Genomic DNA, 21,276 nt, shown 5'->3' with positions numbered 1-21,276 from the left:
GGTTGACATGGAAAATAGGCCGAACGGCGTATGCGCGGTCAGGGCTGGACTTGCATCGCGTGCCGCAGCGGGACGGCCACGCCAATGTCATTGCCGTCGCTGCCCACGGCGCGCGCGGCGACGATCTGGATGTGCGCGGCCGGCGCGGCGGCGGCGGCGCGGAAGGTGATGGAGGCGAGCAGCCCCGGCTGGCCGATGCTTCTGCCGGCATCGCCGGAACCGGGTCCGGTACTGGCGCCGGCCGGATGCGCCGCTTCCAGCGTAATGGTTCCGCCAGGGTCCACCCGGCTGGCAAGGCTGGATTGCACTCCCCAGTAGCTTCCCGCCTCCACCCGCACCACTTCGAACGCTTGCCCGTCAAAGCTGATGGTGAGCGGCACGGCATCCACCTGGCGGTCGGAGCGCAGGAAAAGCTGCACGGTGAAGTTGCTGCCCACCCGCGAGCGCGGACGGATCTTCCAGTCAAGCAGCGTCCCTGCCGACTGCGCTGCGGGCGCCGCTGCGATTGACGCGGCTGCCGGCGCAGCGGCGGGCGGTGGCTGCAGGCGGGCGCGCTGCTGCTGCACGTCTGCCTCGTCCTTGTTCACCTCTATCAGCAGGGACGGCGTGCCGATGGCCACTGTGGGGGCATCGTCGGTCTCCTCGGCCAGCACCAGCAATGCGCGGCCCTCGCGCGGAGGGAGCATTGCCAGGCTGTTGGCGCGCAATGCGTAGTAGAGGACCGATTCCGGATCCGCGTCTTTCAGGAAGAGCGACATGCGGCGGTCGGTGCGCACGCCGTCGCCGAAGTCGAATACCAGCCCGCAAGAACGCGCCAGTTCGCCGAAAGCCTGCTGCAAAGTCACGTTGTACAGCTCCAGCGTCAGTGGCCCGGCCGCCGCTCCTGCCGCGCCGCACGGGGCGGCAGCAAGCGCCATCGACAAGGCGCAGGCCAGCGCCGCCATAGGCCGTGGGGCGCGCATCAAACTGCCTGCGCCGTCAAGGCCAGCGCAGCGGCGCGTGAAACCGCCTGGACGCGGTTCTGCACATTCAGTTTGCGGTAGATGTTGTAGACATGCTTCTTGACTGTATGCGCGCTGATGCCCAGCGCCAGCCCGATCTCCGCGTTGATCTTGCCCTCCTTCAGCCCGCGCAGTATCTCCAGCTCGCGCCCGGTGAGCGGGTCGGCCAGAGCACCAGCCTCCGGAAAGCTCGCCGGAGGCTGGTGCGCCGCCTGCCGCTGCCACGCCAGATGCATGCAAGGCAGCAGCAGCTCGATGAAATACCTGTGCCGCGCCCTGCCCTCGTCCGGCATCCCGAACAGCACAAACATGCTGGCGCCGCCTTGCAGCTCGCCCGAGCCGTGCAGCAGCAGTTCGCCTGCCACCAGACCTGAAATCTCGCGCCGCAGTTCCGTCAGCGCGGCGGACGTTTCCGCACCGCCCACCGCCCACGGCAAGCCATACTGGCTGCGGCAAATGGCAGCCAGGCGCGCCGCCAGTGCACGCAGGCGCTCCGCCTGCGCCGCATGCGCCATCTCGCCATGCAGGCAATGCGCATCCAGCAGTTGCCCGCGCTCGCCCATGTGCAGGCAAACCATGGCCTGATGCGGCAGCAGCGTTTGCAGCAATCCCTGCGACCAGGAAGACCAGCCCGCGCGCGTGCGCACGGTGGCGGCTCGCTCGATTATCCGTACCAGATATTCCAGCTCGCGCGCGGAAGGCGTAACGATATCGTCCATGGCGTCCCTGCGCTCAGCGCGTCACCGCCAGGCGGTAACCGTCGCCGCGCACCGTTTCTATCATGGCGTGGTGGCCGCTCGCCTGCAGGGCCAGGCGCAAGCGCCGCACCCGCGTATCGACCGCGCGCTCGCTGACGGTGCTGTCGTTGCCCCACACCTGCTCCAGCAAGGCAGCCCGCGTATGGGTGCGTTCCGGATGGCGCATGAAATGGCGCAGCAGGGAGAATTCAGCCGGCCCCAGTGCAAGGCCGCGCGCCCCCGCAGACACGCTTCGCGCAGCCAGGTCCAGCTGCAAGCCGTTCAGCGCCATGCCCGCTTTGCGCGGCAGTTGCACCTGCACGCGGGCACGCAGTTCAAGCGGGCTGAATGGCTTGGAAATATAGTCGTCCGCCCCGCACTCGAGGCCGAACACCATGTCCTGCGGCTGGCTGCGGGCAGTGAGCATAATGACCGGCAGCGCGCGCGTGCGTGCCTGCGAGCGCAGGCGGCGCAGCAGGTCTATGCCGGATTGTCCCGGCAAGCCCCAATCGAGCAGCAGCAGGTCCGGCGTGGCCTGCGCCAGCGCCAGCACGGCCGCCTCCGCGCTACCCGTGCAGCGCACTTCGTATCCGTTCAGCGAGGCTGCGATCAGCTCCTGGATAGCCGGCTCGTCCTCGACCACCATCACGCTGAAGCCCATGATCCCCGGTCCCTGTTATGTTTTTTGCAGCGGACCTTATTGGATCACAGGATTATTACATTGACATGACAGTCTACGCGCCCATCACGCCCTGGCCGCACACGCGGATGGTTTCGCCGCTGACGCCATAGGCGCCGGGGCTGCTCAGGAAAGCCACCAGCTCGGCCGCGTCCCGGGGCTGGCCGGCCTGCATCAGCGCGTTCAGGCGGCTGCCTATCTCGCGCGTGAAGAACGGCAGCTTCGCGGTCATGGCGGTTTCGATAAAGCCCGGCGCAATCGCGTTGGCGCAGATGCCGCGCGCCGCCAGCAAGGGCGCCTGCGCCGCCGCGTAGCCTATCAGCGCGGCCTTGGTGGCGGCGTAATTGGTTTGGCCGAAATTCCCCGCCACGCCGCTGATGGACGACAGATACACAATACGTCCCTCGTCGCGCAGCAGCCCGCCCGACAGCAGCGCGGCGTCGATGGCCGTGATGGCGGCGAAGTTGATGTTCACCACAACATCCCAGTCCTGCGGCTTCATATTGGACAGTGTGCGGTCGCGCGTTACGCCCGCGTTGTGAACCAGGATATCCAGTCCGCCGCCCTGGCCGCGCAGGAAGTCCGCCAGCTGCACCGGGGCGTCCGGCGCGGTGATGTCCAGCGTGAGCGGAATGGCGCCGAACTGCGCGCAAGTGCTGCGCAGCTCCTCGGCGGTTGCCGCCACGTCCAGGCAGATCACGCGCGCGCCCTCTTGCGACAGGCGCTCCACGATGGCCTTGCCGATGCCGCGCGCGCCGCCGGTCACCAGCGCGGTCTTGCCCGCCATGGCCTGCGCCTGCGGCAAGGCGCGCGGCGCGGCCACGCGCGCTGTGACGCGCACCGCCTGCCCGGATACGTAAGTGGATTGTTTACCGCAGAAGAAGCGCACCACGCCCGCCAGCCGGTCTTCCGCGCCGGCGGCGACGTAGGCGGTGTTCACGCAGATGCCTTTGCGTCCCAGCTCCTTGCCCAGCGAGCGGCTGAAGCCTTCAATGCCGCGCGCCACGGCGGCCTGCACCGGGTCGCCGCCCGCCTCCGGCAACGGCGCGGCAATCAGCACCCGGCCATTGCGGGCAATGCGGCGCATGATCGGGTGGAAGGAGTCGTACAGTGCGCGGTAGTCGGCGGGGGAACGGCAGCCGGTGGCGTCCATCACCACGATGCCCGCCTGCTGGCGTTCATCCTCCGGCAGCGCCGACGCCACGCTGGCGCCGGCGTCCTCCAGCGCGCTGCGCAAGGCCTGCGCCGCATAGCCGCCGCCCGCTGGCAGCAGCAGCGCGGCCTGCCCCGAAAAGGGCTGCGCCTCGTAGCCGCCGGCGGCGCGCGCCAGCGTCACGGGTTTGGGCAGGCCCAGCGCCCTGGCGAAAGGGGCCGCCAGGCGGTTGCCGTGCAATGTCTTCAGTATGTCGCTCATGCCGCTTATCCTTGCCGTGTCTCGATAAGCGGCCATCTTAACCGAGCGGGTAAGCGCCGTCAGGCCCTTTGCAGCATGCCCGCCACAACGGGACGCCGCGCGCGGACAGCCTTGCCGGCCCCGCCGCCATCGTCCACGCCGTCGACGCGGAAAGCGCTTGCCACGTCGGCCAGCTTCTCGGCCTGCTCTTTCAGCGATTCGGACGCCGCCGCGGCTTCCTCCACCAGCGCCGCGTTCTGCTGCGTCACGTCGTCCAGTTCGGCCACGGCCACGTTGATCTGCCCGATGCCCATTTCCTGTTCATGCCCTGCGGCGGCGATCTCGCCCATGATGTCGGCCACGCGGCGGATGCTGGAGACGATTTCCTCCATCGTGGCGCCAGCCTCGCCCACCTGCTGACCGCCGCTGTCGACCTTGGCCACCGAGTCGCCGATCAGCGTCTTGATGTCCTTGGCCGCTTCGGCGCTGCGGTGCGCCAGGCTACGCACTTCGGAGGCGACGACGGCAAAGCCGCGTCCCTGCTCGCCCGCGCGGGCCGCTTCCACCGCCGCGTTCAGCGCCAGGATATTGGTCTGGAACGCAATGCCGTCGATCACGCCGATAATGTCCTGGATGCGGGTGGACGATTCGCGGATGGCGCCCATGGTGCCGATCACGCCGCCCACCAGCGCGCCGCCTTTGACCGCGATCTCCGATGCCGCTTGCGCCAACTGGTTGGACTGCCGCGCGCGCGCGGAGTTCTGTTGCACGGTGGCGGTCAGTTCTTCCAGCGAGGACGCGGTTTCCTCCAGGCTGGCCGCCTGCTGCTCGGTGCGGCGCGACAGGTCCAGGTTGCCCTCGGCGATTTCGTGGGTGGCGGTGGCGATGGACGCGGTGCCGTCGCGCACGCCGCGCACCAGAGCCGCCAGCTTGGCCTGCATGCCGGCCAGGCCGCGCATCAGCACCGACATCTCGTCATGGCCGTCCACCGAAATGCGGTTGGACAGGTCGCCGCCGGCGATGCTGTTGAAGTGGTTCACCGCTTCGTTGATCGGGCGCAGGATAGAGCGCAGCAGCGATACGCAGGCGATCAGCATCAGCAGCACGCCGCCGGCGATGGCGCCCAGCGTGAACCACAGGCGCTGGCGGTACATGGCCTGGCTGGCGTCGAACTGCTCCATATTGCTGCGCGCCTGGTAGTCGGTCAGTTTGGCCGCGCTCTCGGACAGGCTGGTAAACAAAGGCTGCATGGTCTTCATGGTGATGGCGTCGGCCTTGGCCGCGTCGCCCGCCTTGGCGGCTGCCACCAGCGGCTGGAAACCCTCGTCGATGAATTTGCGGCGGCGGCTGTCCATTTCATCCGACAGTACTTTCTCGTCCGCGCCTTGCGGCAGCGTCAGGTAGAGGCTCCAGGCCTTGTCCGAGTCGGCTACAAAGCTGGCCGCGCGCTGCAGGGTCTTCGCCGCATCCGGATCTTCCGGATGCATGGTCACGCGGTCCATGGCGAGCCGCGCGCGGCTCAGCGACAGCTGCGAATTGAGGATCGCGACTGCGGACGGCATGGTGTTGGTATTCACATCGCGCAGGCTGGCGTTGATGGTGTTCATGCCATGCAGGCCGCTCAGGCCAGTGCCCACGATGAGCAGGCCAAGCAGCGCCATGGTGGAAATGAGCCGCAAGCGAATGGTGGTCTTGGTAAACATGTTGATACTCCGTTTCAAGGCAGCTCCTTCATCGCGGCACAGCTTGGGCGGATGAGGTAATGCCTGTGTCAGATAATGCTGAAACGGAGTTTGGGTTTCGACATGCTATTTCTGTGTTGCATCTATTTTATCTGCACCCCTTGTCCTGGTCAAACGAATTAAGGGTATTTGCGGACGCTATAACTGTAGCTCCCGGGTCGCAGCATAAACTGGGGCGCGGGCTTGCCCGCCTCCAGCTTCACCACGTCCGCCGGCACCGAGTCCGCCGGCTGGCCCGCCAGGTGGGCGAACACCCACTGCGCGCCCGCCTCCGGATACAGTTCCTGCGGCACAGCCAGGGGCTTGAAGCCCGCCAGCGACTGCAGCCATGCGGCGCGCCCGGTGGCGCCGTCCATGCCGTAGCGCGGGTGCACCACCTGCATGTCGGCCTTGAAGCGGCTGCTGCCGAAGACTTCGTAGCCGCCGCCCGGCGCGCGCAGCACGAAGGGCGACAGCCTGGTTTCGCGCGCAACCGCCTTGCCGTAGATACCTGGTTCGGCCTCCGGCTTGGAGTGGGCCATCATCACGGTCTGGTCGATGGTGAGCGGGTCCAGGCCCGTCATATGCTTGAGCTGCGCGGCCATCCATGCCGTACCGATGCCGTTGCCCACGCGCGGCATCTCGGCCAGGTGGCCGTAGCCCACATAGATAAAGACTTTGGCCGCCGCATCTTTGGCAAAGATGCGCTCGACCAGGTTGCGGGCCTCGCCGGATTCGCGGCGCTCGATCTGCTGCTCAAAAGTGTCGCTTGCCTGCTGGTCGAAAGGTTCGTACTGCACCATTTTCCAGCCGTCCGCCGCTGCGTCGCGCAAGAAATTGCCGAACACGGGCTCGCGCGAATAGTAGCCGTCGGACAGCGCAAGATAGCCCTTCTCAAACGGCGTGTTCTCAAACGTCTCGGCCGCCAGCCAAGTGTAGCCTGCCTTGCGCAGCTCGCGCGCCAGGCGCATGGCGAAGGCGCGGTGCATGGGAACATGGTGGGCCTCGTTCAGGATAACGATGCGGTGTTTGCGGGCTTCGCGCACAATCGCTTCCAGCGCATCCTCTGCCCGCGCCTCAGCAAGACGATCCAGATCGTCGCCGTAGCTGGTTTCCTTACGGCGGGCCAGCGCATCCGACTCGTCGAATGCCGCAATCGCGCCTTCGGTATCGCCAAGGAAGGAACGCTGCGCTGCCAGCCTTTGCAAGACGCCGCTCAGCGTGCTGCGCGCCTTGTCGCCCTCCTCCAGCGCCTGCGCGTGCCTGGCGATAACCTCGCGCGGCGCCCGCACTTTCAGTTCGGCTTTTTGCAAATCCACTTCCGGATCGGGATAGGCTAGCGCCGGATTACCCGCCGCCGCCAGTCCGCTCGCCATCGCCATTGCCAACGCCGCGCTTTTGAATACCATTCATCCCCCGGATTTTGTGATTAACTTAATATTTCTCAAAAGTATCACAACTCCGCCAGGCTGGCTATGGATCAAGGTGTGCGCTGCGGCCAGCGGGCGTAGTTTTCCAGCGCCTTGGCCGGGCCGTTGCCGAACCACGCGTAGCCGTTGCGGCGTTCCAGGCTGATGGCGTTGACGTCGTCGTGGATGCTGCGGTCACGGTCGCCGAAGATGGGCTTCATGGTGGCGATGTCGTAGTAGCGCGACCAGAGCGGGCCTGCGCCCGGCTTGGCCACCAGGCGCCGCCCGGTGGCGGCTTCCTTGCCGGTGAATTCCACGTCGCGCAGCGCCACGCGCTGCAGCCAGGCGGCGGCAGCGCGGACGGCGGCCACGGTGTCCGGAGCGGGGTTAGGCTGCAGCATCAGCAGGTTAAGCAGCGAGGCGCTTTCCGAGCTGGTGAGCGATGGCGGTTCGAAGTTGCGCGCGCCAACAGGGGCCAGCGTTACCGGGTCGTGCTGCTGGCACCAGCCGGTGCGCTGCCCCGCCACCACGATCTGCGCGGCCAGTATCATCCGGATCGCCTTGGCCGATGCGGCGCGCGCTTCGGCGGCGATGGCGGTGGGGACGAAGGCGTAATCGCCCTTCCCTGCGCCTATCTCGTCCAGCAGCGTCACCACGCTGCCCATGGCGTTGTCGTTGAAGGTGATGGCGTCATGGTAGCCGCCTTCCAGCGGGTAGTTCTGCGGATAGCCGCCGTTGGGGTACTGCGCGTTGAGCAGATAGCGCAGGCCTTTCAGGAAGGACTCGCGGTAGGCGCCGCTCTCCGCAGCGGGCGCTTGCGCCATCACCCGGGCGAGGAAGCGCAGCTCGGTGGTGGTGGCGTCGTTGTCTATGGTGCCGACGTAGCTCCAGGCTTCCCGCTGGACGGGCAGGCCCGGCGTGTGGTCGTCCGCGATGTAGTGCTGGCCGCGCTGGCGCGCTGGCGCGTTTCGGTCCACGTTCTTGCCCCAGCCGCCGGCGGGCGTCTGGAAGCTGACAATATTCATGGCCACCACACGCGCTTCCGCACCGCCATACCAGGCGGCGGGACGGCCCAGCGGCATACCGCCGTCGCGGCTGCTCGAATGCGGCGGGGGCGGCGCAATGGCCGCCGGGGCCAGGCCTTCGCGTTCAGCCGCCAGCGCGGCCTTGTCTGCGGCCATCAGCGCGCGCGAGCGGGCGATGTAGACCAGCCAAGCGCTCTGCTCTTGCCCCGCAAGGCTGGCAACGCTGGCTTCGGTCAGCGCTTCGGCAGGCTTCATGTGGCCGATGACTTCCGCATGGCTGACGGCTGGCAGCGCAAAGGCGGCAAGCAGCGCGGCGGCGACGGCAGTGGCAACGGCCGTAGCGGCGATGCTGCGCGGCACACGGGAGGCGTTCATTGGTCCACCCGCACGATGCGCAGCGCCATATAAGGCTTGCCCGGCAGCGCGATGCTGCGGCCATTTTTGTCCGCAAAAGTATAGTCGTCGCGTTTGACGATTTCAAAAGTACCGTTCACTGGCGTCACCTTCATATTCCATGTATCGATCACTTCGGCCCTGAACTTCATGCCGTCTTTCAGGCCGGTCTTGAACAGCACGAACGGCCAGCTCCTGGGTTTGCCCAGGCCGAAGTAGCCCAGGTAGTACTGCGCATGCTTGCCCGCGAACGGGTGGTTCTGCCATTTGTCTATCGGTTCCAGCCCCTCCGGCGGGCTCTCGCTCAGTATCTTGCGGAAGAAGGCCAGGCGCGGCGGGCTTTGCCCTTTCAGCACGCCGCCCTTGCCCAGCCATACCAGGCCGTTCGGGTCTTCATAGCTTTCGCTGTGGCCCACATAGGTGCCCGCGATGGCGCCTTCCCAGAAGCGCAGCACCATTTCCTCCGGCTTGAGCTGGCCCCAGCGGCGCGAGAAATTGCCTTCGTATTTCACTTCGTCGTACACCACCGGCTTGTTGTAGACGTCGCGGAACAGCACCGCGCGCTCGAAGTCCTCGGCGATGGCGCCGCTCTGCACGCTCACATGCGTGACCCAGGGCTTGGTGTGGTTGTAGAACACGAAGGCGTTGTGGATGGAGCGCAGGTGCTGGTAAGGGTCGCTGGCCTGCACGATCTGGAAGTAGCTGTCCCACTCCGCCATGCTCTTGGCCTTGAGGAAGTCGAACTCGTTCGCCATGGACCACCACACATTGCGGTAGGCGCCCAGCCGCGCCACCACGTAGCGCAGATAGCGTTCGTTCACGTCGGCCGGCAGGCTGTCGAAGCCCCAGTAGCCCTTGTCGTAAGGGTGGAACAGGATCAGGTCCGCTTCAATGCCCAGCTCGCGCAACTGGCCCACGCGCTGCTCGATATGGCGGAAGAACTCGGGATTGAAGCGCGTGAGATCCCAGCCCTTGGGCGGCTGGCCTGGGAAGGGAAAGCGCGGCGGCTGGTTCTTTACGTCCTGGTTGGGGAAGACCGCCATGCGCAGCTTGTTGAACGGCGCGCCGGCCAGCGTTGCCAGCGTCTGCTGCTCCAGCGCCTCGGTCTGGTGCGCCCAGGCGTAGCTGGTGGTGCCCACTTGCCAGAACGGCGTGCCGTCCTCGTAGGCGAAATGGTGGGTGTTCTTCACGCGCACCGGGCCGTGGTTGCCGGCCGACGGCGCCACGGCGGTGAGCGTGCCTTTGCGGCCGCTCAGTTCCGCGCGGTTGCTCTGCGTTTCGTATTCCCACTCGCCCGTCTCGGGCGGCATGAAGCGGATCTTGTACTGGCCGTCGCCGTCGTAGAAGCCCGCCACCGTCAGCGTGCGCGCACCCTGGCGGAAGGTGGCGGACAGCTCCACCTCCATGAAGGGGTTGCCCGCGCTGGGGCCGGACAGCGCAATCTCCGTGCTGCCCCAGCGTTCCACCACGGCGGACGCGGCGGCGCTCCACGGTGCGGCCAGGACGGCGCCCAGTGCGACGGCCGCAGCCACGGCGGTTTTAAGGAAGTATCGTTTACTCATCATGGCAACCTTTTGAATCCTTCTGCGCGCACCACCCAGCGGCCGTCCGCCGGGAAGCCGGGGGCGGCGCGGCCGGGTGCGCCTTCCCAGCCGCCCGCCATCATGGCCACGGCCGCCAGCAGCGCGCCGTTGCCTGGCAGGTAGACCGGCAAGCCCTTGTTGGGGTTGTGGCCCGCCTGCGTGTAGCCGTTGTTCGGGCCGTCCGTTTTCATCAGCACGTTAACCGCCTGCTCGGTCTCGCCCAGGCGGGCGGCGGTCATGGCGATCATGGGATAGTCCCAGCCCCAGATCTTGGTGGCCCAGTCCCAGTTCGCCAGCACCGCGTGCAGCGTGCTGCGCATGGTTTCGGGGTCCACGCCGTCGCCAGGCAGCTGGCCCAGCGCCATCAGGAAGGACGGGTGGTCGTGGCGGCTGTCCACGTTGTCCCAGGTGTCCGGATGCGATTCCACGGCCACGTATTTGCCGTCCTTCTGCGGCAGCGCGGACAAATGCGTGCGCTTGTGTTCCCAGTCCGGATTGCGCGGCAGGCCGGCGCGCTCGCGCCACTGCTGCGCCTTCTCCAGGCCCCAGGCCCAGTAGCTCAGCTCATAGGCCGGATTCATGCTGGTCGACTGGTCGTAGATTTCCTGCGCTATCCACAGCGGCGGGCCGAGCACGTAGCGCTGGCGGTCCTCCTGCCAGTGCAGCATGGACGCCATGGCCTGCGCGGTTTCGGACACCAGTTCGCCGTAGCGCGCCAGGGTGGCGGGCGTGGGGTCGGCGCGGTACAGCAGCTCGGCCAGGTGGATGGGGTGCGGCTGGTTCCAGACGATGAGCGGATTGCCGCCCGGGCTTTCGCGGCCGCCGGGGCCGGTCATCTTCATCCAGCGCGCGCCTTGCAGGCCGCGCTCGGCCGCCACCGCGCGCGCGGCGGGCAGCGTGCGCTGGAACCAGCCCAGCGTGCGCGCCGTGTAGTCGGGACGGCCCCAGAGTGCGAAGTGGGCCGTGTGCCACCACACCATTTCGGCATGGTGCTTGCCGAACCAGGTGGCGGTGGTCAGCCCGCTTTCCTGGGCTGGCAGCTCGTCGCCCAGCTGGATGGCGGCCAGGTATTGCGACAGCACCACGCGGCGCTCCAGCTCCTGCGCGCGCGGGTCCGTGCTGCCGGTGAAATCGACGGCGGCGCCGGACTGCCAGTAGCTGCGCCAGAAGGCGGCGCTACGGGCAAAGATTTGCGAGGCGGTCGGCGCCGGGGCAAGCTTGCCCGCCGCTGGACGATCCGCAGACCTGTCCGCAATACGCTCTGCGCCCTGCGTGCCCGCGCTGAGCTGCACGAAGGTCAGCGTAAGGTCCATCACCTTGCCCGCTGCGGGCGTGATGTCGAAGCTGTGCGGGCCGCTGCGCTTGATGGACAGCGGCGCGGCGCCGGCCAGCGTCATGCTGTAGCGCGACGCGTCGCGGCTGTGCTCAACGGTGAGCGTGCGCGCCGTCTGCGCCAGCACGGCGGTCTTGTGCGCGTCGGGGTGCGACCAGTCCAGCGGCGAATTGTGCTTGGCCGCCGCCAGGTCGTAGCCCAGCGGCAGCGCGATGCGCACCACCACCCTGCCCTGCGCGAACAGCGGGGTTTCGATATGCAGCGCCAGCGTGTCGCTGTCCGGACTGGCGGTGCTGCGCACGCTGGCCGGCTGGCCGAGCAGCCGCACGCGGCTTTGCAGCTGGCCCTGCCACAGGTCCAGGCGCTGGTCCACGGACGCCACGTCGGCGGCGGCCAGCGGACGGGCGCCCTCGCCCGCCATCACGAAGCCTATCTGCGGCAGCGGCTGGGTATGCGGATTCTCGCGCAGCCACACGCCGGCCGGCGAGCCCGCGTTGGTTGGGTAGCCCAGCGTGCGGCCATGCGCAGTGAAGTTGCGGTTGGCGTCGGACAGCTTGTAGCCATTGGGGTTGGCGTTCTCATGCCAGGACCAGCGCGCCTGCGTTTCCAGCGGCGTGCCGCCGGCGCGGTAGTGTTCGGGCAGGGTTTGCAGGCCGGTGACGTCGGCCGTGAAACAGAAGCGGCCATTGCCCACGCTGAGCGGGGCCATGATGTCGATGGCGGATAAATGGGGAGAGTGGCGCGCGGCCAGCGCTTGCCGGTTAATGGGGGCAGCCGCATGGGCCGTCAATACGATGAACAGGGGAACAGCGGCGAAACAGCGAAGTGTCATGAACAAATCAGTCTCCCAACAACGATAAAAGCGCGGCTCCGCCAACAGCGGAGCCGCGCCCTTCAAACAAGCTTGTTAGAACTTGTATTCAACCGACAGGCGATACACGCGGCCCATCATGTCGGCCATGCTGGTCACGTAGCCACCGCCGTAGATGCTGTTGGAGGTGAGCGGCGGCCATTCCTTGGTCAGGTTGTTCACACCCAGGCTGATGGTGGTGTTCTTGAAGCCCTTGTAGCGCACGTTCAGGTTGTACTGGCTGTACGAATCCACCGTGGTCAGCGTGGAACCGGCGCGCGGCGTCAGGTCGGTCAAGCCGGTCTGGAAGCGCTGCGACAGCGTACCGCTCCAGTCGCCGGTGGTGTAGGTCACAGCCGCCGTGTACTTCCAGCGCGGATTCATCTGCGGCATGCCGGCCAGGCCGGAGTTCGGGCCTGCGCCACCGAAGCGGCCATCATTGGTGATGATGCCTACGTTCTGCAGCCATGGGCCGTCCTTCTCGCTCTGGAACTCATACTTGTGATACCAGGTGCCGTCGATCTTTGCATCGAAGTTGCCGATGCTGGTGGTCGGGAAGCGGTAGCTGGCCGATACGTCCGCGCCACGGATGCGGGTCTGGCCACGGTTGGCCTGGCTGGCAACGATGTGGTCGATCACGCCGTTCGAGCCGCGAATGATGTACTCGGCGTACTTGGTCGGGTTCTGCTGCACTTCGGCGATGGTCAGCGCGCCCAGCACGTCCTTCAGTTTCAGGCCCCAGTAGTCCACCGTCAGCGCCAGGTCCTTGATCGGCTCATACGCGCCGCCGAACGAGAAGCCGCGCGACTTCTCGGGCTTCAGGAAGGTGTTGTTCGGCGTTTTGGTCCAGTAGTTGGTGGTCACGTTGCAGACCTGGTCCGCAGTGTAGCCGGCCTTCGGCGTACCGGTGCCTGCAACCGTAGGCTGCGAGCTTGGGCACAGCACCGGGTCATCCATCACCTGGGTGCGCACTTCCGGTGTCGGATTCTGGATGTCCATGATGGACGGCGCGCGGAAACCGGTCGACAGGGAGGAGCGCAGCACCAGTTCCTTGATCGGCTGCCAGCGTGCGGCCAGCTTAGGATTGACGGTGGTTTGCTTCAGGTCGTCGTAGTGGTCGGCGCGCACTGCGCCGTTCAGCAGGAAGGTTGAAGTCAGCGGCGCATCGATCTCCATCACCAGCGAGGAGATGTCGCGCTTCAGCTTCTTGGCCACGCCTTGCGGGGTTTCGCCCACCAGGTCGGACTGCACCACGTTGCCTGCGGCGTCGATGTTGTAGCTGCCGTCGGCCTTCTTCAGCACATAATCCAGCGCTGCGTTGAAGGTGCGTGCCGAGTCGCGGCGCAGTTCGCCGGACACGGCCAGCGTCAGGTCACCGCCGCCCAATGGCATCAGCGCGCGCGACAGGGTCACGTCCACGCTCTTGTTGTAGGCTTTGTTCAGGCGGTAGGTGTAGTCGTTGGCCTGGATGTCGCGCAGGTATTGCGCGCCGGCTTCGTCCTGCAGGCCGAATGGATTCAGGATGCCCTTGTCGAAGCCTTCCTGCGCCTTGCTGTACAGGATGTAGCCTTCGCCCACGCGGGTGTCGCGCTCGGAGGCGCCGTAGTTCAGGCCTGCGCGGTAGTCCCAGCCCATGACTTCGCCCTCGGCCGACAGCACCAGGCGGTTGTTGGTCTGCTCGTCGTTGCGGTAGGCAGGTCCGAGTTCGGCAGGCCCCCACTGGAAGTAGATGGGGCGGTTGTTCAGGTTCAGATTGCTGACGGTGCCCGGCGTCTTGGTCGCGTCGATATACATGGTCGGCGTGTTGGCGCCGGTGTTGCTGCCCACCACCTGGATATTAGGCGTGATGCCTTTGCCAGGGTAGAAGCGGCTGGTGGACGGCAGCGAATACGTGGTGAACGGCTGCGTGGCGCCCGGCACCTGCATGCCGCGGAATTTCTGCACCGTGAAATTGCTGTGCAGGACGTCCAGGTCGATCTTGTGACCGCCGGACAGGTTCCAGCTGGCGCGCGCCGCCACGTTGGTGATCTCGCTGCCGTCGGTGATGGCGGTCCAGTACAGCGCATTGCGGGCACAACCCGGCGCGTAGGTCGGCGGCGTATTGGCGCTGGCGTTGCCCAGCGTTGGGCGCGCATAAGTGCCGTCGCCGCAGCCGGTGGCATAGGCCGGGTTGTAGTTCGAGTTGGCTGCACGGGTGAAGCCGAAGTTGGCGAACGGGCTGGCGTTGCGGGCGTCCGGCAGGATGCCCAGGCCCAGCGTGCGCAGGATGGCCGGGTCGTGCTGCTCCGGACGGTCAGCCTGGAACAGCGCCGATTTCTTCTGGTGGTCGACCGCGATGTAGGCGTTGTAGCCGTCCTTGTTCAGGTTACCGTAGCCGAAGATCGCGCCGATGGACTTGGTGTCGCCGCCGCCGCTCATTTCAGGCGTGGCGTATTCGGCCTTGATGGAGGCGCCCTCGTAGCCGCGCTTGGTCCAGTAGTTCTGCACGCCGCCGATGGCGTCCGCGCCGTAGATCGAAGCGGCGCCGCCGCTCAGGGTTTCAACGCGGTCCAGCGCCATGCGCGGCATCACGTTGACGGACACGTACTGGTCCTGCAGCGGCTCGTTGGCCAGGCGGCGGCCGTTCAGCAGCGACAGGGTGCGCATCGGGCCGAGGCCGCGCAAGTTGGTCACGGGGCCGGCGGCGCCCGAGTTGGTGCCCAGCGACAGCGACTGCGGCTGTTCCAGCACCAGGTCTTTCAGTTCGGTGTGGCCACGCGCGGCCAGTTCGGTGGCCTTGATGGTGGTCAGCGGGGTGGCGCCTTCGTCGGCGACGCGGCGGATCAGCGAGCCGGTAACGACCACGGCCTGCACTTGCTGCTCGCCGGACTGGGCGGTTTGGGCCTGCGCATGGCTGGCCATCTGCAGTACTGCCAGGCTGACGGCGGTTGCCAGCACGGCACGCTGGAGTTGCGGTTTTTGCTTCATGGGGGATCTCCTCCTCAAGGTGTCTAATCGAATTGGTTCGATCAATCTTTTTTTTGGTATAGCCAGATACTAAATTGGTTAGACCACTTTAACAAGGAAAACCGTACTCTTCAGGCAAGGGTGGCTACGACGTTGCTATTTGTCCACAAGGATGGCGGGTTACGCGGCTATGGACTCGGCGTCCCCCCGCTAACCCGCCCTACGCCTTTACGGCATGGGGTGCGTGGGGCCGAAATATCGTAGGGCGGGTTAGCGCGCAGCGCGTAACCCGCCAAGAGCCGCCTCAGGCCTTGCCAGTGCGAATCGGCATAGGCACCGGACCATTGCGGTCCGGCATAGGCGCGCGGTCCGGCGGCGTCAGGCCGGTCACCATATCGGCAATGCGCACCGAGGTCCCGTTGACGAAACACCGGTTGGCGGCAATCCCCACCAGGCAGGAATACGTCCCTGCCCGCTCGTCCGACACGCGCTTGTACTTGTCCGCCGGCGCATCGCCGAAGATCTCGGTAAGCATGACATCATCCCCGCCGCCATGCCCGCCCACGCCGGTCCAGGGCTCGATGTCGCGCGCCGCGCCGCGCATCGGTATGACCCGGATCTGCACATTGTCGCTCCTGCTCTGCGTCTCATTGGCGCCCGCCACCCCGGCCGATTCAACAATGCGGTGCTCCAGCCGCCCCTTGGTGCCGTTGAAGGCAATGTGGTAGCCCTCCCACGCATCGTAGGCAGACAGGGCGTACTTCAGCTGCACGCCATTGTCATAACGGACCATGACGTTCATGGTGTCCTCGATATTGATCTCGGGGCGCCACACGCACTGGTCGCGGAAATAGCCGTCGTGCTTCTCGTTATCCAGATAGAGTTCCTTCAGCCCTTGGTCCGCCGCCAGGTCGAAGTAGAAGGTGCACTTGGCCTTTTCCGTACAGGTCAGGCAGCGCTCATGCGCGCCCTCCAGGCCCAGTCGCTTGGCCATGACCGGCGTGTAGAACTGGCGCGAGCCGAAAGCATGCACCACCTCGGGCTGCGCGCCCAGCCACCAGTTCACCAGGTCGAAATGGTGGGTGGCCTTGTGCACCATCAGGCCGCCGGAATTGGCCTTATTGCTGTGCCAGCGGCGGAAATAGTCCGCGCCGTGTTTGGTGTTGAGCAGCCAGGTGAAATCCACCGACAGCACGTCGCCGATCTCGCCGCTCATCAGGATGTCCTTCACCTGCGTGCGCGGCGGCGAATAGCGGTAATTGAAGGTGACGCGGATGTGGCGGCCGCTGCGCTTCACGGCGTCCAGGATGCGCTGGGCTTTTTCCGCCGTGGTGGTCATCGGCTTTTCGGTGATGACGTCGCAGCCTGCATCGAGCGCGCGCACGATGAAGTCATCATGGCTGGCGTCGGTGGTGGTGACGATCACGAACTGCGGCTTGGTCTCGCGCACCATGCGCTCGAAGTCGTCCGGGCCGTAGGCCTTGGGGGCGCTGGCGCCGGTGGCGGCGATCTTCTTGACGGCCAGCGCGGCGCGGCCGGCGTTGCGGTCGCACACGGCCACCACTTCATTGCGGTCGCGGAACTTGCCGGTGATGGCGCCGGTGTACATGCGCGAGCGCGATCCCACGCCCACCACGGCGTAGCGCTTGCGCGGCTCGGCGGCAAAAGCGCCGCCCGCGCCGCCCGCCAGCAGCAAGCCGGCAGTGCCGGCCGCTTTCAATACAGTACGTCGATCGATTGGTCCCAGGCCTTTTTCGTCCATGCTGCGTGTCCCCTTAATGGTTTTTTGACTACATGACTTTACGGATTAATGCCGTAAATATGGTAGCCCCAGCAAGAGGTTGCGGCAAGACCAATTACAAAATTGGCTTGACCAATTCAATCATTGGCGTGATTGTTTTACTCGATGTACTCCGGCGCGGCGATACGCTTGCCCAGCATGAAGGCGTCCGCCACGATGCGCAGCGGCGCGAAGTCCGCGTCCGAAGCGCCGCTGGCGATCAGCTCGTGGAAATGCGCGTACAGGCCCGGATACTCGCGCTCGGCCTCCTTCATCACCGGCTGGCCGTCGATTTCCAGTATGGCGCCGCCCATGCCCAGCGACAGCTTGCCGCCGTCTTCGGCCTCGGCAAAAATGCTCCAGGTCTGCAGGTTCTCCTGCAGGAAGTCGAAATCGGCGCGCACCGGCACGCCCTGCGCGGTCGTCATCTCCATCTCCACGGCGATGGGCGCGTCGCAATTGACCGGGATGTGCAGGTCGGCCTTCTTGACGATCACCGCGTCGCCCACCACGGCGGTCAGGATGGACAGCGCGTTGATGCCCGGGTCGAACACGCCCATGCCGCCCGGCGCGAAGATCCAGGCCTGGCCCGGATGCCACTGGCGCACGTTTTCCTTCCAGACGATATGCATGCTCTTGAGCTTGCGCTGCGCGATCCACGCGCGCGTGAGGCTCACGGCCGGGGCAAAGCGCGAGTGCCAGCTGGCCAGCAGCGTCACGCCCTTTTCCGCCGCGAAGGAACGCAGCACCTCGGCCTCGCCCAAGGTGGCGCCGGGCGGCTTTTCCAGGAAGACGTGGCGGCCGGTGGCCAGCGCGTCCTTGGCAATGCGGTGCCGCACCTGGGGCGGCGTGCAGATGGCCAGCGCCTCGATCTCGGGATGGGCGGCCAGCATGGCCTCCATGCTAGGGTAAGCGGGGATGCCGTCCGGACGCGCATTGGGCGAGCAGCCGGCCACCAGCTCAAAGCCCGGATTGCCGCGCAGCGCGGGGATGTGCTGATCCACAGCGATTTTACCCAGTCCGACCAGGCCTATTTTGACCACTTTGTTCGCAGAAATTGCCATAACATAAATTTAAGGGTTGACTATCCTGCGAGATTAACTCCCTTCGCGGGGCGTCAGCTATGTATTTTCTCGCGCCAGCTATGAGAAATTTGGAGAAATGCCCTGCGAAGGGCTTATCCGTGCTGTTTCTGGGGGTTTTTTGGGCAAACTTAGGTGCAACAGTCTAAAATACGCATTTGGGTGAAAAAGGCCACAGCGCCAATACCAAGTACACCCACGAAAGTACGACCACCGACCGCAAACGAGGGAATGACATGGCAACACAAAAATCTAAAATCATCTACACGCTGACCGACGAAGCGCCGCTGCTGGCAACCTATTCCCTGCTGCCCATCATCAAGAAGTTCACCGCACCGGCCGGCGTCGACGTCGTCGCCAGCGACATTTCGGTCGCAGCGCGCGTGCTGGCAGAGTTCCCGGAATACCTGACCGACGAGCAAAAAGTACCGAACACCCTGGCCGAACTGGGCGCCCTGACCCAGCTGGCGGACACCAACATCATCAAACTGCCTAACATCAGCGCCTCGGTAGCGCAGCTGGTGGCTGCAGTGCGCGAACTGCAAGCACGCGGCTACAAGCTGCCGGACTACCCGGAAGACGCGAAGACCGACGAAGAAAAAGCACTGAAAGCCCGCTTTGGCAAGTGCATCGGCAGCTCGGTCAACCCGGTCCTGCGCGAAGGCAACTCGGACCGCCGCGCGCCGAAGGCTGTAAAAGAATTCGCACGCAAGAACCCGCACTCGATGGGCGAATGGAGCCAGGCATCGCGCACCCACGTGTCGCATATGCACCATGGCGACTTCTACCACGGCGAAAAGTCCATGACCCTGGACAAGCCGCGCGACGTGAAGATGGAACTGATCACCGCCTCCGGCAACACCATCGTGCTGAAACCGAAGGTCTCGCTGCAAGCCGGCGAAATCATCGACAGCATGTTCATGAGCAAAAAAGCGCTGCTGGAATTCTACGAGCGCGAACTGGAAGACGCGCGCAAGACCGGCGTGATGTTCTCGCTGCACGTGAAAGCGACCATGATGAAGGTGTCCCACCCCATCGTATTCGGCCACTGCGTGCGCATCTTCTACAAGGAAGCGTTCGCCAAGCACGCCAAGCTGTTCGACGAGATCGGCGTGAACGTGAACAACGGCATGGGCAACCTGTACGAGAAGATCGAAAAGCTGCCAGCGTCGCAGAAGGAAGAAATCCTGAAGGACCTGCACGCCTGCCACGCCAACCGTCCGGAACTGGCCATGGTCGATTCGGCCAAGGGCATCACCAACTTCCACTCGCCGAACGACATCATCGTCGACGCGTCGATGCCAGCCATGATCCGCATCGGCGGCAAAATGTGGGGCGCCGACGGCCGTCCGAAGGACGTCAAGGCTGTGATGCCGGAATCGACCTTCGCCCGCATCTACCAGGAAATGATCGGCTTCTGCAAATGGCATGGCAACTTCGATCCGAAGACCATGGGCACCGTGCCTAACGTGGGCCTGATGGCGCAGCAAGCCGAAGAATACGGCTCGCACGACAAGACCTTCGAAGTACCGGAAGGCGGCATCGCCAACATCACCGACCTGGCCACCGGCGAAGTGCTGCTGACCCAGACCGTGGAAGAAGGCGACATCTGGCGCATGTGCCAGGTGAAAGACGCACCGATCCGTGACTGGGTCAAGCTGGCCGTCACCCGCGCGCGCAACTCCGGCATGCCTGCCGTGTTCTGGCTGGACACCTACCGTCCGCACGAAAACGAAGTGATCAAGAAGGTACAGACCTACCTGAAAGACCACGACACCAAAGGCCTGGACATCCAGATCATGTCGCAAACCCGCGCCATGCGCTTCACCCTGGAACGCGCCTTCCGCGGCCTGGACACCATCTCGGTGACCGGCAACATCCTGCGCGACTACCTGACCGACCTGTTCCCTATCCTGGAACTGGGCACCTCGGCCAAGATGCTGTCCATCGTGCCACTGATGGCCGGCGGCGGCATGTACGAAACCGGCGCGGGCGGTTCGGCGCCTAAGCACGTCAAGCAGCTGGTGGAAGAAAACCACCTGCGCTGGGATTCGCTGGGCGAGTTCCTGGCGCTGGCGGTGTCGCTGGAAGACATGGGCATCAAGACCGGCAACGCGAAAGCCAAGCTGCTGGCCAAGACCCTGGACGAAGCCACCGGCAAGCTGCTGGACAACAACAAGTCGCCATCGAGCCGCACCGGCGAGCTGGACAACCGTGGCAGCCACTTCTATCTGTCGCTGTACTGGGCCCAAGCCCTGGCCGCGCAGAACGACGACGCCGAACTGAAAGCCTACTTCGCGCCGCTGGCGAAAGCCCTGGGCGAGAACGAAGCGAAGATCGTGGCCGAGCTGGCTGAAGTACAAGGCAAAGCCGTGGAAATCGGCGGCTACTACTACCCAGACCCAGCCAAGACCTCGGCTGTCATGCGTCCTAGCGCCACCTTCAACAGCGCGCTGGAAGCAATCTAAGCAGCGTCGCTCTGAGAAAGCCGCCCCCGGTGCAAGCTGGGGGCGGTTTTTTTTCGCACCACGCCGTCACGCCGCCTGCTGCGCCTCGTGCCAGATCACGCCGTCGGCACGCACAGTCGTGCGGTTTAAAATCCGGCGAGCCGAGGCCGGCAACGGCGTCGCTTTGTGCGCAACGTGAAGGTTATCGGCCACGACAACATCACCGGGCAGCCAGTGGTGGCGATAGCTTGCGCCAGACCGCGAGTAATGCCTGTCGACCGCTTCCATCACTGCCCTGGACTGCTCCGGGCTGTAGCCCAGCACGCCAGCCGTCAGACCCATGTTCAAGTACAGCGCGCGCTCCCCGGTCTTCGGGTGGCGCAACACCAGCGGATGCACCACGCCGTTGCGATGGGCCGTCCTCAGCGTATCAAACTCTTCCTTGATATCGGGCTGCAGCTCGGCGTAGGCTTGCTGCAGATCGGTAAACAGCGTATCGCCACCCTCTTCCGACTGCATCACCGAGTACCAGAAGCTGATGGGCGTGGGATTTTCGCGGAAGGAGCCGTCCGAATGCCAGTAGCGCCCCACTTCCACATGTCCGTCGGCGGGCTGGCTGGCCACACGGAAAATCTCGGGCCATGACGACAATTGACCACGCACCACGGGGAACACCTCCGGCTGGCCAAACAAATTGGTCGCCGCCACTTGCTCCTGGGGCGTCAATGACTGCCCGCGTATCACCAGCAGGCCGTACTCGAGCAGCGAGGCGCGCAGCAATGCGGCTGTACTGCTGTCGACCTGGCGAAGGTCCATGCCTTCGATGACGGCGCCAAAACCAATTTCCAAGGGTGTGACTTGCATATGTCCTCCTGTTTAAACACATGCATTCACTAT

The 21,276-nt window shown here is 65.3% G+C and carries 14 protein-coding genes; 1 reads left to right on the top strand and 13 read right to left on the bottom strand.

Annotated features, from left to right (window positions below; genetic code table 11):
- Positions 1-38: 38 nt before the first annotated feature.
- The 12 genes from GTP77_RS02190 to GTP77_RS02135 all read right to left on the bottom strand — a co-directional run bounded on the left by GTP77_RS02190 (position 39) and on the right by GTP77_RS02135 (position 17,914).
- Complete coding sequence (locus GTP77_RS02190; RefSeq protein ID WP_161070534.1) at positions 39-962, bottom strand: cohesin domain-containing protein; 924 nt, start codon at positions 960-962, stop codon at positions 39-41.
- On the bottom strand, positions 962-1,720 hold the full coding sequence (locus GTP77_RS02185) for a helix-turn-helix transcriptional regulator (RefSeq protein ID WP_161070533.1): 759 nt from the start codon (positions 1,718-1,720) through the stop codon (positions 962-964). The genes GTP77_RS02190 and GTP77_RS02185 overlap by 1 nt, the downstream gene beginning before the upstream one ends.
- Positions 1,721-1,733: 13 nt before the next feature.
- Positions 1,734-2,399: a response regulator gene (locus GTP77_RS02180; protein WP_161070532.1), complete on the bottom strand. Its 666-nt coding sequence runs from the start codon at positions 2,397-2,399 to the stop codon at positions 1,734-1,736.
- Between the two features lie 73 nt (positions 2,400-2,472).
- On the bottom strand, positions 2,473-3,831 hold the full coding sequence (locus GTP77_RS02175) for a 3-oxoacyl-ACP reductase (RefSeq protein ID WP_161070531.1): 1,359 nt from the start codon (positions 3,829-3,831) through the stop codon (positions 2,473-2,475).
- Between the two features lie 59 nt (positions 3,832-3,890).
- On the bottom strand, positions 3,891-5,513 hold the full coding sequence (locus tag GTP77_RS30995) for a methyl-accepting chemotaxis protein (RefSeq protein WP_161070530.1): 1,623 nt from the start codon (positions 5,511-5,513) through the stop codon (positions 3,891-3,893).
- 158 nt (positions 5,514-5,671) lie between these two features.
- A complete protein-coding gene (locus GTP77_RS02165) occupies positions 5,672-6,940 on the bottom strand; it encodes a hypothetical protein (RefSeq protein ID WP_223149292.1) in 1,269 nt (422 codons plus the stop codon).
- Between the two features lie 71 nt (positions 6,941-7,011).
- Positions 7,012-8,340 carry a pectate lyase gene (gene pelA / locus GTP77_RS02160; RefSeq protein WP_161070528.1) on the bottom strand — a complete coding sequence of 443 codons (1,329 nt, stop codon included), beginning with the start codon at positions 8,338-8,340 and terminating at the stop codon, positions 7,012-7,014.
- On the bottom strand, positions 8,337-9,923 hold the full coding sequence (locus GTP77_RS02155; RefSeq protein ID WP_161070527.1) for a DUF5060 domain-containing protein: 1,587 nt from the start codon (positions 9,921-9,923) through the stop codon (positions 8,337-8,339). Before GTP77_RS02155 ends, pelA begins: the two co-directional genes overlap by 4 nt.
- Positions 9,920-12,106, bottom strand: a complete 2,187-nt coding sequence (locus tag GTP77_RS02150; RefSeq protein ID WP_161070526.1) for a glycoside hydrolase family 65 protein — start codon at positions 12,104-12,106, stop codon at positions 9,920-9,922. Before GTP77_RS02150 ends, GTP77_RS02155 begins: the two co-directional genes overlap by 4 nt.
- 75 nt (positions 12,107-12,181) lie before the next feature.
- Positions 12,182-15,091 (bottom strand): TonB-dependent receptor domain-containing protein, encoded by a 2,910-nt coding sequence (locus tag GTP77_RS02145; protein ID WP_161070525.1) that lies wholly within the window; start codon positions 15,089-15,091, stop codon positions 12,182-12,184.
- Positions 15,092-15,374: 283 nt separating this feature from the next.
- Positions 15,375-16,832 carry a Gfo/Idh/MocA family protein gene (locus GTP77_RS02140; RefSeq protein WP_161070524.1) on the bottom strand — a complete coding sequence of 486 codons (1,458 nt, stop codon included), beginning with the start codon at positions 16,830-16,832 and terminating at the stop codon, positions 15,375-15,377.
- 137 nt (positions 16,833-16,969) lie between these two features.
- Positions 16,970-17,914 (bottom strand): Gfo/Idh/MocA family protein, encoded by a 945-nt coding sequence (locus GTP77_RS02135; protein ID WP_161070523.1) that lies wholly within the window; start codon positions 17,912-17,914, stop codon positions 16,970-16,972.
- Positions 17,915-18,168: 254 nt separating this feature from the next.
- On the opposite strand from GTP77_RS02135, the gene GTP77_RS02130 reads away from it, so the two are divergent.
- On the top strand, positions 18,169-20,400 hold the full coding sequence (locus GTP77_RS02130; RefSeq protein ID WP_161070522.1) for an NADP-dependent isocitrate dehydrogenase: 2,232 nt from the start codon (positions 18,169-18,171) through the stop codon (positions 20,398-20,400).
- A 66-nt stretch (positions 20,401-20,466) separates the two neighbouring features.
- Here the strand turns inward: GTP77_RS02130 and GTP77_RS02125 are convergent, their stop codons facing one another.
- On the bottom strand, positions 20,467-21,243 hold the full coding sequence (locus GTP77_RS02125; protein WP_161070521.1) for a TauD/TfdA dioxygenase family protein: 777 nt from the start codon (positions 21,241-21,243) through the stop codon (positions 20,467-20,469).
- Positions 21,244-21,276: the final 33 nt, after the last annotated feature.

Source organism: Pseudoduganella aquatica (assembly GCF_009857595.1).
GTDB lineage: Bacteria > Pseudomonadota > Gammaproteobacteria > Burkholderiales > Burkholderiaceae_D > Rugamonas > Rugamonas aquatica_A.
This window is presented reverse-complemented; position numbering and strand designations above follow the sequence as displayed.

Coding starts and splice junctions, on each gene's coding strand:
- GTP77_RS02190 (WP_161070534.1), bottom strand. CDS start 962: ATGCGCGCCCCACGGCCTATGGCGGCGCTGGCCTGCGCCTTGTCGATG.
- GTP77_RS02185 (WP_161070533.1), bottom strand. CDS start 1,720: ATGGACGATATCGTTACGCCTTCCGCGCGCGAGCTGGAATATCTGGTA.
- GTP77_RS02180 (WP_161070532.1), bottom strand. CDS start 2,399: ATGGGCTTCAGCGTGATGGTGGTCGAGGACGAGCCGGCTATCCAGGAG.
- GTP77_RS02175 (WP_161070531.1), bottom strand. CDS start 3,831: ATGAGCGACATACTGAAGACATTGCACGGCAACCGCCTGGCGGCCCCT.
- GTP77_RS30995 (WP_161070530.1), bottom strand. CDS start 5,513: ATGTTTACCAAGACCACCATTCGCTTGCGGCTCATTTCCACCATGGCG.
- GTP77_RS02165 (WP_223149292.1), bottom strand. CDS start 6,940: ATGGTATTCAAAAGCGCGGCGTTGGCAATGGCGATGGCGAGCGGACTG.
- pelA (WP_161070528.1), bottom strand. CDS start 8,340: ATGAACGCCTCCCGTGTGCCGCGCAGCATCGCCGCTACGGCCGTTGCC.
- GTP77_RS02155 (WP_161070527.1), bottom strand. CDS start 9,923: ATGATGAGTAAACGATACTTCCTTAAAACCGCCGTGGCTGCGGCCGTC.
- GTP77_RS02150 (WP_161070526.1), bottom strand. CDS start 12,106: ATGACACTTCGCTGTTTCGCCGCTGTTCCCCTGTTCATCGTATTGACG.
- GTP77_RS02145 (WP_161070525.1), bottom strand. CDS start 15,091: ATGAAGCAAAAACCGCAACTCCAGCGTGCCGTGCTGGCAACCGCCGTC.
- GTP77_RS02140 (WP_161070524.1), bottom strand. CDS start 16,832: ATGGACGAAAAAGGCCTGGGACCAATCGATCGACGTACTGTATTGAAA.
- GTP77_RS02135 (WP_161070523.1), bottom strand. CDS start 17,914: ATGGCAATTTCTGCGAACAAAGTGGTCAAAATAGGCCTGGTCGGACTG.
- GTP77_RS02130 (WP_161070522.1), top strand. CDS start 18,169: ATGGCAACACAAAAATCTAAAATCATCTACACGCTGACCGACGAAGCG.
- GTP77_RS02125 (WP_161070521.1), bottom strand. CDS start 21,243: ATGCAAGTCACACCCTTGGAAATTGGTTTTGGCGCCGTCATCGAAGGC.